The sequence below is a fragment of the Bradyrhizobium sp. Ken01 genome, assembly GCF_055807355.1.
The window spans coordinates 22414-39128 of the sequence record NZ_JBVVPC010000042.1 but is presented as its reverse complement, the minus strand read 5'-3'; the positions used below and the strand labels follow the sequence as shown (position 1 = coordinate 39128).

Sequence of the window (16715 nt, the reverse complement as noted above, 5' to 3'; positions counted from 1 at the left end):
GTCGTGAACGTGCATCAGACATATCAATCGTTGGAACGGGAGCTGTCTAATGAGGATCCGTGGCGGCTCGACGACAATCCGTTCGAACGTGAGCGTCACACCCAATTGCTGCGGCTGTCGCTGTCGAACAGCGCCGTCTCAAATGGCCTCGAAATCGGGTGCGCGGCCGGTGCGTTTACAGAGAAGCTTGCTCCTCACTGCAAACGGCTCACGGTCATCGATGTTATGCCGCGAGCGATCGGTCGAGCGGTCCAGCGGACCAAGAGGTGGTCGCATATCAGCTGGGCGGCGACTGACATTCTGCAGTTCTCGGCCGCAGAGCGGTTCGATCTGATCGTGGTCGCCGAAGTTCTCTATTATCTCGAAGACATGACACAAATGCGTACTGCAGTCGACAACATGGTCAAGATGCTTGCTCCGGGTGGTCATCTGGTCTTCGGATCTGCACGTGATGCGACCTGCAAGCGATGGGGGCATGTCGCTGGCGCCGAGACGGTCATCACGATTTTGACTGAAGCGCTCATTGAGGTCGAACGCGTGCAGTGCCAGGGGCAGTCGGCTGACGAAGACTGCCTTTTGGTCCGCTTTCGGAATCCGGAGCCATCTTCGATCCCACCCAACGGCCGAGGCTGAGAGGAGCCACTATGCGTATCTGCGGTATCAAGTTGACGCATGACGGGGCCGTCGCTCTGATTGAGGACGGGCAAGTGGTGTTCTGCGTCGAGCAGGAGAAGCTGAACAATAATCCGCGTTATCAAACCATCGACAACCTGGATTCCGTTGTTAGCGCCTTGGCGGAGCACGGGCTAGATCCGAGCGATGTCGATCAGTTCGTCATTGATGGCTGGGATGGAGAGTTCGAATCCCAGTTTGAAGTCCTTAGTGGGACGACGACCGTTAAGCTCAAAGGCGCGCCGTATGTCGAACGCCAAGGCGATAGCCCCCTCGCGTCCCGCGATCGCATCGGCCTTATGCTTGATGGGAAACTATATCCCTATCAAAGCTATCCGCATGTCACCGGGCACGTAGCATCCGCATACTGCACCAGCTCGTTTGCCAAATCCGCACAATCTGCTTTCTGCTTGGTGTGGGACGGCTGCATGTTTCCGCGCCTCTACTATGTCGAGCCGCACGGCATCCGGTTCATCGAGTGCCTGTTTCCGATGATAGGCCACGCCTATGCGACGGCAGGACATCACTTTGGACCTTACAGGCGGGCAGACCGGACCAGCTGGGATCTCGGCATCGCCGGCAAGCTGATGGCCTATATCGCTCTCGGAGCTCCCGACGAGGAGATTATTGCGACGTTTCAGGAGCTTTATCAGGCGCACTTTGCCACGGATGCTGATGGCACCTGCCATAAGCTTGCACAGATCAACAGCCCAAAATCGCCACTTGAAGCTCTGCACGACTTCTTCGATGCGTGCGCACTGCGGTTGAAGGCCAAGCAGGCCGAAGACGTCCTGGCGTCATTTCACGTCTTTCTAGAGCGTCTGCTGGTTCGCACAATTGCTGATGTTGTGCAGCGACATTCGGATCTTGCGGGGGTGCGTAACCTCTGCATAACCGGCGGCTGTGGCCTGAATATCAAGTGGAATAGTGCATTTCGTGCGACCGGTCTGTTCGACGACGTGTGGGTGCCGCCCTTTCCGAACGACAGCGGCTCAGCGATCGGTGCTGCTTGCTCTGCACTGGCGGCACAGCAAGGCTTTAGAGCTCTGGAATGGACGGTCTACAGTGGACCGGCCGTTCGTCCCAGCGAAGTCCCGCCCGGATGGGACGGCGCGCCCTGCACTATGGGCGAACTTGCGGCAATCCTCGCGAGTGACCAGCCCGTGATCTTCCTTGCCGGGCGTGCCGAGCTCGGACCACGTGCGTTGGGTGGCAGAAGCATTCTCGCGGCTGCGAGCTGGGAGGGAATGAAAGACCATCTCAACGACGTCAAGCTTCGAGAGCATTTCAGGCCGGTAGCGCCGATATGCCTGGAGGATCGTGCGGCAGAGATTTTTAGCCCTGGAGTACCCGATCCGTACATGCTGTTCGATCACCAGACGCGACCGGAATGGCGGGACAAAATTCCCGCCGTCGTGCATCTCGATGGATCTGCTCGCCTACAGACCGTTTCCAGAACATCTCAGCATAAAGTGGTCGAGCTTCTCATCGCGTACGAGAAGCTCACAGCCATTCCGCTGCTTTGCAATACCAGCGCCAATTTGCATGGACGCGGCTTTTTCCCGGATGCTGCCGCCGCCTGCCAGTGGGGACGCGTCGATCACGTGTGGTGTGACGGCCTGCTTTGGACGAAAAAGCACGCAACAAAGGACGCGGTGCGAACAACGTCCGTCGCGATCGCGTAAGCAAATGTCAACCCCGGCAATCGACCTTTTTGAGGTGAGCAAGTCCTACAAGGACCGGACCGTCGTGGACGCTCTTTCGTTTACGGTCTCGCCCGGAGAGTGCTTCGGTCTGCTGGGACCAAACGGCGCGGGTAAAAGCACGCTTGCGCGATTGATCCTGGGTGTTGCATCGCCCGACGCAGGTAAGATCCACGTGCTTGGCGAGCCGGTGCCGGCACGTGCGCCCTTGGCGCGTCGGGGCATCGGGGTTGTCCCACAGTTCGATAACCTCGATCTTCAGCTCACCGTGCGCGAAAACTTGCTCGTTTTCGGTCGCTACTTCGGCATGAGCGCGACAGAGGTCAAAACGGTGACTCCGTCACTGCTCGAATTCGCCCGCCTGGAGAACAAGGCGGACGCGCGCGTCGCGGAACTGTCCGGCGGCATGAAGCGGCGACTGACGCTGGCACGTGCCCTCATTAACGACCCGCAGCTCTTGGTGCTTGACGAGCCGACGACTGGCCTCGATCCGCACGGCCGGCATCTCATCTGGGAACGCTTGCGCTGGCTATTAGCGCGCGGCAAAACGATCCTTCTGACCACCCATTTCATGGAAGAGGCGGAGCGATTGTGCGATCGCCTGTGCGTGCTTGAGCACGGCCGCAAAATCGCGGAAGGGCAGCCTCATGTCCTGATCGAGCAGCAGATCGGCTGCCAGGTGATCGAGATCTACGGTGGTAATCCCCATGAGCTGCTGCCGCTGGTCAGAACCACAGTGCAGCACGCCGAGGTGAGCGGGGAGACACTGTTCTGCTATGTCACGGATCCCGAGCAGGTGCGTCGCCGACTTGCCAGCCGTACGGATCTCCGCCTTCTGCAGCGTCCTCCAAATCTGGAGGATGTCTTCTTGCGGCTAACCGGGCGAGAGATGAAGGACTGAACGATGTGGCAACGTTTTGCGCCCGCGCTTCCTGCTAATCCATGGAACTGGATTGCGGTATGGCGCCGCAACTTTCTGGTCTGGCGGAAAGTCGCTCTGGCATCGATTCTTGGGAATCTGGCCGAGCCGATGAGCTCTCTGTTCGGTCTTGGTTTTGGCCTTGGAATGATCGTAGGTGGCGTTGAGGGGACTTCATACATCTCGTTTCTGGCAGCTGGGATGGTCGCCACAAGCGCAATGGTCTCCTCAACCTTTGAAACCATCTATGGGGCTTACGCTCGCATGCAGACAGGTTGCACGTGGGAGGCGGTGCTCTGTACGCCTCTTACGCTCGGCGACATTGTTCTAGGTGAAGTGGCGTGGGCAGCGAGCAAGGCCTTGCTCGCCGGGACGGCGATCACGATTGTTGCCGTCGCGCTGGGGTATGCAGAGTGGTCGTCCATTCCCTATGCGTTACCAGCCATCGCCCTCACTGGCGTTGCTTTCGCGAGCCTCGCAATGGTCGTTTCAGCTCTTGCACCGAGCCACGACTATTTCATCTTCTACCAATCACTTATCCTCACCCCCATGATGTATCTGAGTGGCGCGATCTTCCCAATCAGCCAGTTACCGGGTTCATTTCAACGCATAGCGGCCTTGTTGCCCCTGACACATTCGGTCGATCTCATTCGTCCAGCAATGCTCGGTCGGCCGGTCGACAGCGTCGGTTTGCATGTGGGCGCACTTTGCATCTGCGCAGCGTTGCCCTTCATCGTCTCGGCCGCGCTGCTTCGGCAACGCCTGATGCGGTAAGAGGAATAAGACCTAAAGCGAAGCGTCGCGCGTGCGAGATCAGATACCGGACGTAACGAATGTTCGAGTCGCGGCCGACGCTTATATGAGCCTCGTTTCGTTGGCGATGACTGCGGCCCCGCGGCGACGTGCGGCCTACTCGCCAAGCGAGCGATACGAAATAGGTCAACAGACCTCTCAGAATGAACGGAGAACAACATGCTGTGTCTAGGATTGAGTGGCGGGCTTGACAGGGTCTATGAAAACCCCCTGCAACTACCGAACACGTTTCTGCACGACGGCGCCGCGGTGCTCGTCAAGGATGGTCGCGTGATCGCTGCCGTCGAAGAGGAGCGTCTCAACCGAATCAAACATTCAAACAAGCTTCCGAGTAGTGCGATAGAATACTGTCTAGCAGCCGCAGGCGTGGAGCTTCGCGACGTCGATCGTATTGCGTTCTACGCGACTGAAGCCTACTGCAATTCGATGCTCGAACGGTTGTTTATCTCACAGCCTGAGATCTCAATTCCGCTGGATGCGAATCTCCTGTTGCGGCACCTTCTCGCGGCAGAGTTCGGTACCCAAGTTGACCCTTCGCGGGTGTCATTCGTAGGCCATCATCAGGCCCATGCCGTAAGCGCTTTGGCAATGTCCGGCTTTGAAGAGAGTCTGGTTCTCGCGATCGACGGCTGTGGCGACTTCCTCTCGGGTCTGTTGGCGGTGGGGTCGGGCACCGAAATGACCGAGCTCATGACGTTTCCAGAGACCAACTCTCTCGGACTGTTCTATCTGGAAACGATCCGATACCTCGGCTACGGCCTGTTCGACGAATATAAGGTCATGGGATTGGCTCCTTATGGAGATCCCGCTCGCTATCGCGAGCTTTTCTCCCAATTTTATGAGCTCTCCCCCAACGGTGCCTACCGCGTTCACCTTGACCGTATCGGCCCGGCATTGCTGCGCAATATCGAGGTCCGGCGAAAGGGAATGCCGTTCACGCAACAGCACCGAGATGTGAGCGCTTCGTTGCAGGAGGCGCTGGAGCGGATCGTCTTTCACATTCTTCGGCATTATCGTGAGCAGACCGGAATGAAACGGTTGTGCCTGGCTGGCGGGGTGGCCCACAACTGCACGCTAAACGGAAAACTGCTGTACTCAGGCCTGTTCGAAGACATTTTTGTCCAGCCGGCCTCGCATGATGCCGGATGCGCATTGGGTGCGGCGCTGATGGTATCGAACGAGGCCGGGCAGGCTCCGCCCCGCGAGCGACTACAGGCGGTTTATTGGGGGCCCGATGTCGGCAGCGACGACAGCATTGAACAGGAACTGAAGGGATGGGCCGGACACCTCGAGATTGAACGGACCGCTGATGTCGCAGCCAGAGCAGCCGAGTGGATCGCTGATGGCGCCGTGATCGGGTGGGTACAGGGCCGGTCCGAGTTCGGACCTCGTGCGCTCGGCAACCGCAGCATTCTTGCGGACCCGAGGCCCGCGGCAAACAAGGACCGGATCAATGCGATGGTCAAGAAGCGCGAGAGTTATCGACCGTTTGCGCCATCGGTTCTCGAGGAGGATGCGGACGCGTTCTTTGAGTTGCCAGATGGTCGCGCAGAATATCCCTTCATGAATTTCGTCGTGCGCGTGCGCGAATCCATGCGTGCATTGCTGGGCGCGATCACGCATATCGATGGTACGGCTCGGCTGCAAACGGTGTCCCGCACGAGCAATGCCGACTATTGGGAACTTATCAATGCGTTCAAAGCTCGAACGGGTGTCCCGATTCTGCTTAATACGTCGTTCAACAATAATGCCGAACCGATCGTAGATTCCGTTGCCGATGCGATTACGGCGTTTTTGTCGACCGAGCTGGATGGCCTTGTGGTCGGGTCATTCCTCATCAAAAAGCGGGCAACAACGCTCGAAAATTGGACCGCGCTCGCTGTATCACTGCCGCCCCATGTATCTCTTTACCGGGTTCGCGCTCATGCGGGCCGAGACCGCCAGGAGACAATCTGCGAGATCCGCATGGGTCACTCCAGCCATGACAGCGTACGCGTCTCGCATGACCTATTCGACATGCTGATGCAAATCGAGAAGGAAGCTGTTCTGGCCGATCTTCTCGCCAGGGTCACCTCTGACAGGACCAGGCGCGAAGCTCTCCTGAACGAACTGCGCGGGCTGTGGGATCAGCGTCGTATTCGGCTGCATCCGTCACAGACTGGGCCGTCGTAAAAGGTGCGTAATGTGACACCTCTAGCATGACCTGCCAATCGCAGTGCCGTGCAGAATGAGTTTGCGGGTTGGGTGACTTGCGTCCAGGTGACCAGCGCCCGGCGTGGATCGGCATCGCAGATGAGTTGGTGCGCCACACTCGCGCAACGAGAAGGGTTTGATAACGTGACGAAGGAACGCTTTGTTGTTTCTCGGAGGCGCACCGGCTTTGGTGATTGCCTCTGGTCGTTGGCATCAGCCTGGTCGTATGCGCAGCGGACCGGGCGAACGCTCGTTATTGACTGGCGCGGTTCCTGTTATGTCGGCCAACCGTTCAGCAACGCCTTTCCGGTGTTCTTCGAGCCGGTTGAGGAGATCGCTGGCGTGCCGGTGATTTGCGATGACAGGCTCAACCAGCTCTCGTTTCCCGGCCCGTTCTTCCCGCCGTGGTGGAATAGGCCATCGATCGACTGTATCAATCGTCCGGACGAGCAGATCTTCCGAGAACGTGACGAACTGACTGAGCTGTTCCAAGCAGGAGACGATAACGAGGCCAACACCATTGTCTGTGACGCTTGCCTGATGTGGCGTTGTGGTGAGGAAGCCGAACGACTGATCTTCCGAAACATCAAACTCAGGTCTGAGATTCGAGCGCGGATCGAGGACTTGTATGAGCAACACTTTAGCGGCCATAGTATCATCGGCGTTCATGTTCGGCACGGCAATGGCGAAGATATCATGGGGCATGCTCCGTACTGGGCCGATTCGGAGCTCGCTCTTCGTCAGGTCTGCATGGCAATCCGTAAAGCCATGGCTTTGCCATATCCAAAGCCTGTTAAGATCTTCCTGTGCACGGATAGCGCACAGGTGCTCGATCACATATCGGGTCTGTTTCCCGATATCTTCGCCGTACCAAAACGGTTCCAGGCCGATCTGGCAGGGCCGTTGCATAGTGCGGAAATGGGAATTGAAGGTGGAGCTTCCGCGCTCATCGACATGTATCTTCTTGCGCGATGCGCCACCGTGATCCGCTTTCCCCCCACCAGCGCCTTTACGCGCTATGCCCGTCTGCTCGTGCCACGCATTATTGAATTCGATCTGAGCAATCCGGAGCAGTTGACCCTGGTCGATAATCCATACGAGCATTTCGCGGCTTCATGAGGTGCCGCGAATCTGAACCTGAGCAATCGTCGCCTAGATCGTCGGCCTGATACTGCTGGCTTCCACAGCATCGGGTTTCGCAACGTGTCGCAGAAGCGGTTGATGGCGAGTTCTGTCCGCAGGCGAGCGCGCTGACCCGCGCACTATCCGGGATGCAATGCGGCTGGTACGGCGAACGTCTGGCGAAGCGTCGGCCAATGCCGGCGAGCCTCGGGGCCTTGTCCCGCAGTGCGTCGGCCAGCCACGTGTAAGTCGACTGGCGCGGAAAAGATGATCGTCCTGTCATCACCGGGCCCTAACCGCCATCGCTGGCCAGGCGGTGAATCGGATGGCGATGGTGGTCCGGGCCGCTGAGGAAATCTGACGTAGCAGACGGTCACGTCAGAATGTCCCAGCAGCAAGGACGCGCGTCAGCGTAGACGTATCGCCGTTTCTGCGTTAATCCTTTCGCGGTCAGCTCGTCTTCTGGACGACGGCCTTGTTCATGCGCTGGTTGCGAAATACTTTCGACCGCAGCTGATCAACGGCACGAGCCCCAGCCCATAGATATCGAACCAGAGCCGCATCTGCGGCGGCGCGTCCAACCGAGGAATTTGAACGAACTGGCCATCGATCCTGATCTCCGCACAAGGCAGCTAAACTATCTCCGCCAGCTCGAATGAGCCACAGACCACGCCTGGAGTGCGACGCGGTCAACGCGCCCGGGCGCTTGACGCGGCGTTGCTGTTGTCGAAAAGCAAACAGGCCAGATGTTCAGAACCTGCCATTTGTCGCAAAAGTGCGCCCCTTATGACCTGCGTCGCTTTGGCCCGGATCCTGCACCAGGTGCACAGCCGATGGGAGCGGAAGGGAGCCGCGTGTGAATCTAGATCTACCAGATGACAAAGCGGTCGTACCTCAATCGTCGGAAACGGACCCTAGCGGTCCAATTCACGCCGATCGAGCGGGCCGCCCGCTGCGTGAGCGAAAGACGCTGGTATTGACCGGGGCATCGCGCGGTATCGGTCGCGCCACCGGAAAATTGTTTTCGAAAGCCGGTTGGCGCATCATTTCTTGCGCGCGCCAACCATTGGACGCGGCGCGTCGTCCATCAGACTCAGAGGGCGACAGCTTTATCGAAGTCGACCTGGGCGATCATCGGATGCTGCCGCGCGTGATTGCCGAGATCAAGGAGCGCCTAGCTGGCGCACCGTTGCACGGACTGGTAAACAATGCCGGAAACTCACCAAAAGCTGCAAACGGTACCAGGCTGACATCGCTGGCGACCTCAGTCGACACCTGGATGAGCGTGTTCCACCTCAATCTGGTGGCACCGATCCTACTCGCTCAAGGCCTGTTCGACGAATTAAAAAGGGCGTCAGGCTCGATCGTCAACGTGACCTCGATCGCCGGCTCGCGGGTGCATCCATTTGCAGGCTCGGCATATGCGACTTCGAAAGCTGCGCTCGCTTGTCTCACGCGCGAAATGGCGCACGATTACGCCGCACATGGCATTCGCGTCAATGCGATCGCGCCCGGCGAAATCAAGACGGACATTTTGTCGCCTGACACGGAAGCGCATCTTGTGCCAAAGATCCCACTCCGCCGAGTGGGTACACCCGAAGAGGTCGCCAAGGTCATTTTCTTCCTATGTTCCGATGCGGCAAGTTATGTCACCGGCGCCGAAGTGCCGATCAATGGCGGGCAACACTTATAGTACAATCCGCCCCTAAGGAGCCCCGGCTGTTCTGAGCTTCATCGCTGGAAGTCATGTTGGTTGGGGTGAATCCGCGCAGCGAGTTGGAAAGAAAAAAGCGGCAAACCTAGTCACTCTAAGTGCTGCCGACGTGCCATGAAGAGGGGTAATCTCTCGTCCCGCCCTGAGAACTAGATGTCAGATCGGCATGCAACACGAATCCAACAAGTCCGATGGGGAGGATAGAGAAAGGAACGGAGAAGTCGTCATGCTAGACAGCATTTCCCTGCGCGACAAGCCAAACTCAACCTCCGACGCGGACGCTTCCGCTTGTATTGTGCGGTCGCAAGAGAAATCGCTAAGCACGATTGTTGAAATAGCGCACACGCTCACTGGCCTATGTCGGCTCGAGGCTAAGCTGGCGACCGTCATCGAGCGCCTAGGATCGCTCGTGCGGATGCGGCGCGGCATCGTATGTCTGTTCGAGCATGACGGCGGGCCGGAGATCATCGTAGAGGACGGCAGGAGCGAAGACCGCGATGCGCGCTGCCGGGTGCGCTTGCCGCAAGGAGCAATCGATCAAATCGTCGCGTCGGGGCAGCCGCTCATCGTGGAGAATGTAGCGCTGCATTCGGCCTTCAGTTCTTTGGAGGTCGATATACTAAATGCCGGCGGTCAGACGCGTGTTGCGTTCATCGGCGTTCCCATAGACGTTGACGGCAAAGTTGTGGGTACGCTGAGCATCGACCGCATCGCGGACAATGGGACGCGTGCGCAGCTCGAGGACGACCTCGGCCTTCTGACGATGGTCGCCAGCCTGCTGGGCCAGACGACCAAGCTGCATTGCTCGTTTGTGCGCGATCGCGGGCGCCTTATGGACGAGGAGTTCCGGCTGCAGAAGCAACTCTCCGAGCTCAAGCCTCAAGGGCGGGACCGTAAGAAGGTCCAAGTCGAGGGAATTATCGGCGACAGCCCGGCGCTGCGCGCGCTACTTGACAAGATCGAGGTGATCTCAAAATCGAATAGCACGGTTTTGTTGCGTGGCGAATCGGGTACCGGCAAAGAGCTGGTCGCGAAGGCTATTCACGAGTGTTCAGCGCGCGCCAAACGCCCCTTTATCAAGCTGAATTGCGCAGCCCTCACAGAGACGGTGCTGGAATCCGAATTGTTCGGACACGAGAAGGGGGCGTTTACGGGCGCATTCAACGCGCGCAAGGGGCGCTTCGAGATCGCCGACAAGGGAACGTTGTTTCTGGATGAGATTGGAGAGATCTCGGGCTCGTTCCAGGCGAAGCTCCTGCGCGTGCTTCAGGAGCAGGAATTCGAGCGGGTGGGCGGCAATCAGACGATCAAAGTCGACGTCCGCGTGATTGCGGCCACGAACAAGAATCTTGAAGAGGCGGTGGCCAGGAACGAGTTTCGTGCCGATCTCTATTACCGCATCAGCGTGGTTCCTCTGCTATTGCCGCCGCTGCGCGAAAGACGCACTGATATTCCGCTTCTCGCCGCTCGTTTTTTGAAGAACTTCAACAATGAGAACGGCCGTGCCCTGGTATTCGATTCAAGTGCGATTGAGGTCCTCATGAATTGCGGATTTCCCGGCAACGTCCGTGAGCTCGAAAACTGCGTGCAGCGGACCGCGACGCTAGCGCTAGGATCGTCGATCGTAAGAGATGACTTTGCGTGCTGCCACGGGCAATGCCTGTCGGCCTTGCTATGGAAGTGTGGACCGGCGGAAATGGCGCGACAGCCGCGCCCGACAATCGCACCGCGCGCGAGGCTGAGCACGCCGGCAACGGAAGCCGCGACACCCGTTCAGCCGGTGAGCAGCGAGCTGACACCGCTAGGGCCGCCTGGGCGCCCCGTCGTGGGGGCCGCGAAAGTCACCGATCGCGAGCGCGTGATCGCAGCCATGGAAAGATCCGGGTGGGTACAGGCGAAGGCGGCGCGCCTGCTTGGACTGACCCCGCGCCAGATTGGCTATGCCTTGCGAAGACACGGCATCGAGATCAAACGCTTCTGAACAAAGCGTCGGGCTCGCTCCTCTCTCTCGCTCGGCCGACTGAGATAGGAAAGCGTGGAAAGGGCGGTCGCCAGCTCGGATGCATGACGAGGATACTAGCCTCATGCCTTCGGTTGGGATTCCCTCGCCGGCGAAGCGTAGGGCGTCTTCGCATCGGCCAGCCTCGTCATCTTCTGTTCGCGGCGTGCTCGTCCTGAAAATGGATTGGCGTCGAACCGGCGCGTGATCACTGCGGTTCCGTTGCTGCCCGTGACTCAGATCAGCTTGAGATGACGCCCGTGCGCAAACTGTCGCAGTTGCGACAACCAGCTCGACGTCAGGCGTCATTCATCGCATTGCGTTCTAGTTGCCGGAATGCCCGGGGTGGTATGACATTTGCTGCATCGGCAGTCGGCTCGGCATTTAGGAGAAGTACATGCACAGCATCGTCTGCATCAAACAGGTCCCCGACTCCGCGCAAATCCGCGTGCACCCTGTTACGAATACGATTATGCGCCAGGGTGTGCCTACAATCATCAACCCATATGATCTCTTTGCACTGGAAGCTGCGCTCGAGCTAAGAGATAAATTCGGCGGCGAAATCACCGTCCTGACAATGGGGCCACCGTCGGCCGAAGAATCTCTCCGAAAGGCACTAACATTTGGTGCCGATCGCGCTGTCTTGCTCACCGACCGTAGCTTCGCGGGCTCCGATACGCTGGCGACGAGTTACGCGTTGGCCTGCGCGATTCGCAACATCGAGAGAGAATATGGCCCACCGGACGTCATATTCACTGGCAAGCAGACGATCGACGGCGATACGGCGCAGGTGGGACCTGGCATTGCAAGGCGGCTCGGAGTCCAGCAGCTTACTTATGTTTCCACAATCAAAGCGTTAGACTTCAAGCTACGCACCATCGAGGCCGAACGACGCTGCGAAGGAGGCGTCCAGGTGTTGCGTTCGAAGCTGCCGTGTCTCGTCAGCATGTTAGAGGCAACAAATCAAATTCGTCGCGGCGCAATGACAGATGCTTTGCGTGCCGCCCGTACCGCAATCGTGAAATGGAGCGCCCAAAGCGCCGGCGTGGATGACATGACCAATTGCGGTCTGAGGGGTTCGCCGACCGTCGTCAAACGTGTTTTCGCGCCCTCCGCGCGAGCGGAGAAAGCGACGTGGGTGGAGGCGGCCGAGCAGCCGGCGCAAGCATTGATCGACGCTATGTTCAAGCGCAACCCTATGCTCGAAACGGAGCTCGCACAGCTCGCCTCATCTGCGCAAGCACGCGGTGCGTGAAGTCACGGCTGATCGAGCGCAGCGAGCAACAGCCTGGGTCTGGTTACGCATTGGCCCATCGCTCGTTGTACAGGCACGACCAAACTTCTCGACCACTCCCCGCCAGATGCGACAAGAAGGTGAGCCTTCAACCTGCGTATCCGAGCGCCGAGAGGTCGGTATCGGACCAGGACACAAGACGGCCCGCTACGCTAACGTTTGTCGCGTACCTGCGAGACGACCAGTCCGCTGGGGAATTCACGCAGCCCGACGATGTGCGCGTTCGAGTTTTGTGGCGGCCGCACAGAATATCAGAGCGTGGAGCTCGCGCGAGGGATCCCAGTCCTCGCGCGAAATCCGCCGTGTTTCACGCGACTGCAAGTGCGGGCAGCGCACCGTCCGACCACAGGACGGAACCGAGGTTGGCTGATAAGCTCAGCCTTTCCCGGTCAACATCACCGCCAGCTCGTCCCTATACTGCCCCAGATCACATAGGAAGAACGGTGATCGGCAGAACGGCCGCGCACCATCGTGAAAATCACCGCAGGGATAGTCGCGCACCAACTTCAGTTCAGCCTTGGGCCCCCAACGTCCCGCGGGCGCGCGTGCTAACGCGTGGTAAATTGCGCGCTTGCCGCCGGGTTAGGCCGCTCGGGTCGCAACGGCTTTCGCAACTCTCTTGGTGTTTCCTGGATAAATCGTGAGCGCGGCGATAATGCCGAGCAAAGCCGCAAACATCAACCAGAAACCGGGCGACGCCTTGTCATCTGTCCGGTCGATCAGCCAGGTCGATGCAAGCGGCGTAAACGTGCCAAACAGAGCCGCGGCGAGTGCGAACGCCAAAGAAAAGCAAGTTGTGCGAATGTGCTTCGGCACGATTTCGACCAGAGCGCCCAACATGGCGCCGCTATAGGTGCCAAAGTAGAACGAGAACATCATCTCAACGATCAGCATCTTGCCAAAGCTTGGGTCCGTTACAAGCCAAGACAACGCTGGATATGCAGTCACCAAGGCAACGCCGGCAATGGTCAGCAGGACCGGTTTCCGGCCGATTCTGTCGGAAATCGCGCCGCCAATTGGGTTCCAGATGAAGTTCGTCACCGCGACCAAAAGCGTCACCAAGAGCGTGTTCTGCGAGGACAACTGCAATACGTGCCTGCCGAACGTAGGCGTGTACACCGTCACGAAATAGAATGTCGTGGTCGTCAGCATCGCGATCATCATGCCGAGAATGACGATGCGCCAGTTCGCAACTGTGGAGGCAAAGACCTCGCGGGCCGTTGGGTGGTTCTTCATGACCAGAAACTCCGGAGTTTCCTCAAGCGTCCGGCGCAGGAAGAAGATAAGCGGTACGATCAAGCAGCCAAGGAAGAAGGGGATCCGCCAGCCCCAAGCGGCAACCATTTCGGCCGGAAGTGCTTCGCTCAAAAAATATCCGATAAGAGCCGCGACAAAGATCGCAACCTGCTGGCTCGAGGACTGGAAAGATGTGTAAAAGCCGCGGTTGCCCGGAGTGGCAATCTCGGAGAGGTAAACGGAAACACCACCAACCTCAACGCCGGCAGAAAAGCCCTGCAACAGCCGTCCGAACAGCACGATCGCAGGTGCGGCAATGCCGATCGTCGCATAGCCCGGACAAAAGGCGATGATGATGGTGCCAATGGCCATGATCGAAAGCGTGATGATCAGGCCTTGCCGACGGCCAATCTGATCAATATAGGCTCCAAGCACGATCGCACCAACAGGTCGCATCAAGGCACCCAACCAGAACACACCGAAGGTGTTAAGCAGTGAAGCGGTTTCGCTTCCTGATGGAAAGAACGCGTTTCCGATCGCACTGGCGTAGAACCCGAACAAGAAGAAGTCGAACTGCTCGAGGAAGTTGCCGCTCGTGGCACGTAATATGGCGCCAATGCGCGATTTGGCATTTGAGGCGTGCGCAATGGGCGCTGGTGACATGCGAGTTTCCTCTCGATTTTGAAATGGCCGCTTCCGGAGAAAATCTCACGGCAGCCGCGTGCAGTTTCATGGCCGCGAATCGGCCATCAGGGCACTATCGACCAAGCCGTAAGCGCCTGACGTTTCCGGCATATTTTCGGCAATTGCCGCCAAACTCTCACAATTTCGCTCGTTATTCCGCTCGTGCAGCAGGAGTGACTCTCAAGCTACTGAAGCCTCGGAGCGGTTTCGGTGACAGGCTTGTTGTCTGTGGCCTAGCCGAAGTTCTCATCGAGCGCACCGATATGCAGTAAAAGGGGGGAAGGACGAGATGGGACCAGGTCGCATCACCTTGCCTTATTCGACGGTTACCGATTTCGCGAGGTTTCGGGGTTGGTCGACGTCCGTGCCCATGAGGATGGCCGTGTGGTAGGCCAGGAGCTGCACCGGAATCGCATAGACTATCGAGGTAAATGTCGCACCCATCTCCGGCAGCACAATGGTCGCGAGCGAATCCATGGACACCTCTGCGGCTCCCCTGACGTCCGTTATCAAGATAATCTTGCCACCGCGTGCGGCGACCTCCTGCATGTTCGAGAGGGTCTTTTCGAACACCCGGTCGGAAGGAGCGATGACGATTACGGGAACACTCTCGTCGACCAAGGCGATCGGGCCGTGCTTGAGCTCTCCGGCCGCATAGCCCTCGGCGTGAATATAGGAAATCTCCTTAAGCTTGAGTGCCCCTTCCAGGGCCAGTGGAAACGACGTGCCGCGACCAAGATATAGCACGTCACGCGATTTGCTGATGTCGCGTGCGAGCTTCTCGATCTGTGGCTCGCTGGCAAGCGCCGCGCTAATTAGCCGAGGAAGTTCGATCAGCTCGCGTACAAGATCGATGCTGGCGCTCTCCGACAATTCACCGCGCGCCTCACCCGCAGCGACCGCAAGCGCCGCCAGGACGACCAGCTGGCATGTGAACGCCTTGGTCGAGGCAACGCCAATTTCGGGCCCCGCGAGTATCTGCAATACTGTCCCGCTTTCGCGCGCAATGGTCGAACTCAGTACGTTCACGATCGAGAGGGTATGCAGACCTTGCGATTTGGCATAGCGGAGCGCAGCCAGCGTATCGGCCGTCTCGCCGGACTGCGAGATGAAGATAGCAAGATCTCCCTTGCGCATCGGCGCCTCACGATAGCGAAATTCGGAGGCGACATCGAGCTCGACCGGAATACGAGCCAGCCGCTCGAACCAGTATTTGGCGATGTGGCCGGCGTAGCCGGCCGTACCGCAAGCCGTGACCGAGATATGTCCGATCTCATTGAAATCGAACGGAAGCTCCTGCGGCAGTACCACGCTCTCGGTGGCACTATCGACGTAATGGGCAAGCGTATGCCCGATCACCTCTGGCTGTTCGTGGATTTCCTTCGCCATGAAGTGCCGGTAGTTCGCTTTATCGACGAGAGCCGACGACGCGCCAGAGTTCACCACATCCCGGCGGACGACTGTGCCTTGTGCGTCGTAGACCACGCTGAAGTTGCGGTTGAGCACAGCCCAATCGCCATCCTCAAGGTAGGTGATCGAGTCGGTAAGGGGCGCGAGCGCGATAGCATCCGATCCGAGATACATTTCGCCTTCGCCATGCCCGATCGCGAGTGGTGAGCCCTTGCGCGCACCGATCATGAGGTCGTGTCGACCCTTGAACAGGATTGCAAGCGCAAACGCGCCCACTAGCCGTGGCAGCGACGCTTTTACTGCCTCCTGCGGCGAGCAGCCATTCTTCAGATAAGAGTCGATGAGATGTGCCACCACCTCCGTGTCTGTTTCAGAGGCGAAACAAGCGCCATGCTGTTTCAGCTCCGCGCGCAGCTCGCGGAAATTCTCGATTATGCCGTTATGGACGACCGCAACATTGTCCGTTGCATGCGGATGAGCATTGTGCTCGGTCGGCTTGCCGTGAGTAGCCCAGCGCGTGTGCCCGATCCCGACATGGCCTGAGGGTGGATGGCAGCGAACGCGCGTCTCAAGGTTCCGCAGCTTCCCCTCGGCGCGTCGAAGTTCGATATGATTTCCTTTGAGCGTTCCGATGCCTGCTGAGTCGTAGCCGCGATACTCCAGCCGTTTTAGTGAATCGATGAGTCGATCCGCGACCGGACCGCGCCCCAAGATGCCAACAATTCCGCACATGCTAATCAGTTTACCTCAAGTTCAACACAGAGCGGGCCGGAAGGCGCGCCTGACCAATTCACTCGCTAGTATCGGCCAAGCTAGCCGTGCCTGCCCTCCATCGGGCCTGCGTCACCAGCAGGCGCGCGAGCTCCAAGCAAAGCGTGGAGCCCTGTCGAATTCTCCGGGAGTATCCTAAAGCAACTTTCTGGACGGACAATGAGCCCCGTCAGCGGCTAGCAGCG

11 protein-coding genes are annotated in these 16715 nt (G+C 58.6%); 9 read left to right on the top strand and 2 right to left on the bottom strand.

Features of this window, described 5'->3' with window-relative positions; genetic code table 11:
* Positions 1-3 precede the first annotated feature (3 nt).
* The 9 genes from nodS to AC0L3S_RS30410 all read left to right on the top strand — a co-directional run bounded on the left by nodS (position 4) and on the right by AC0L3S_RS30410 (position 12390).
* Complete coding sequence (gene nodS / locus AC0L3S_RS30450; protein ID WP_204513566.1) at positions 4-633, top strand: nodulation methyltransferase NodS; 630 nt, start codon at positions 4-6, stop codon at positions 631-633.
* A gap of 11 nt (positions 634-644) precedes the next feature.
* Entirely contained in the window at positions 645-2357 is a 1713-nt protein-coding gene (gene nodU, locus AC0L3S_RS30445; protein WP_259219161.1) for a nodulation protein NodU, read from the top strand.
* Between the two features lie 4 nt (positions 2358-2361).
* Positions 2362-3276 carry a nodulation factor ABC transporter ATP-binding protein NodI gene (nodI, locus tag AC0L3S_RS30440; RefSeq protein ID WP_259219162.1) on the top strand — a complete coding sequence of 305 codons (915 nt, stop codon included), beginning with the start codon at positions 2362-2364 and terminating at the stop codon, positions 3274-3276.
* Between the two features lie 3 nt (positions 3277-3279).
* Positions 3280-4068: an ABC transporter permease gene (locus tag AC0L3S_RS30435; protein WP_204513569.1), complete on the top strand. Its 789-nt coding sequence runs from the start codon at positions 3280-3282 to the stop codon at positions 4066-4068.
* Between the two features lie 198 nt (positions 4069-4266).
* Positions 4267-6279 carry a carbamoyltransferase family protein gene (locus AC0L3S_RS30430; protein ID WP_259219163.1) on the top strand — a complete coding sequence of 671 codons (2013 nt, stop codon included), beginning with the start codon at positions 4267-4269 and terminating at the stop codon, positions 6277-6279.
* A gap of 120 nt (positions 6280-6399) precedes the next feature.
* Positions 6400-7419, top strand: a complete 1020-nt coding sequence (locus AC0L3S_RS30425) for a nodulation protein NodZ (protein ID WP_259219360.1) — start codon at positions 6400-6402, stop codon at positions 7417-7419.
* Between the two features lie 859 nt (positions 7420-8278).
* Positions 8279-9115 (top strand): SDR family NAD(P)-dependent oxidoreductase, encoded by an 837-nt coding sequence (locus AC0L3S_RS30420; RefSeq protein WP_374762390.1) that lies wholly within the window; start codon positions 8279-8281, stop codon positions 9113-9115.
* A gap of 247 nt (positions 9116-9362) precedes the next feature.
* A complete protein-coding gene (gene nifA / locus AC0L3S_RS30415) occupies positions 9363-11117 on the top strand; it encodes a nif-specific transcriptional activator NifA (protein ID WP_456652754.1) in 1755 nt (584 codons plus the stop codon).
* Between the two features lie 415 nt (positions 11118-11532).
* Positions 11533-12390 carry an electron transfer flavoprotein subunit beta/FixA family protein gene (locus AC0L3S_RS30410; protein ID WP_204513574.1) on the top strand — a complete coding sequence of 286 codons (858 nt, stop codon included), beginning with the start codon at positions 11533-11535 and terminating at the stop codon, positions 12388-12390.
* Positions 12391-13011: 621 nt separating this feature from the next.
* Here the strand turns inward: AC0L3S_RS30410 and tcuC are convergent.
* Entirely contained in the window at positions 13012-14328 is a 1317-nt protein-coding gene (gene tcuC / locus AC0L3S_RS30405) for an MFS transporter (protein WP_259219164.1), read from the bottom strand.
* A 336-nt stretch (positions 14329-14664) separates the two neighbouring features.
* Positions 14665-16491, bottom strand: a complete 1827-nt coding sequence (glmS, locus tag AC0L3S_RS30400) for a glutamine--fructose-6-phosphate transaminase (isomerizing) (RefSeq protein WP_259219165.1) — start codon at positions 16489-16491, stop codon at positions 14665-14667.
* Positions 16492-16715 lie beyond the last annotated feature (224 nt).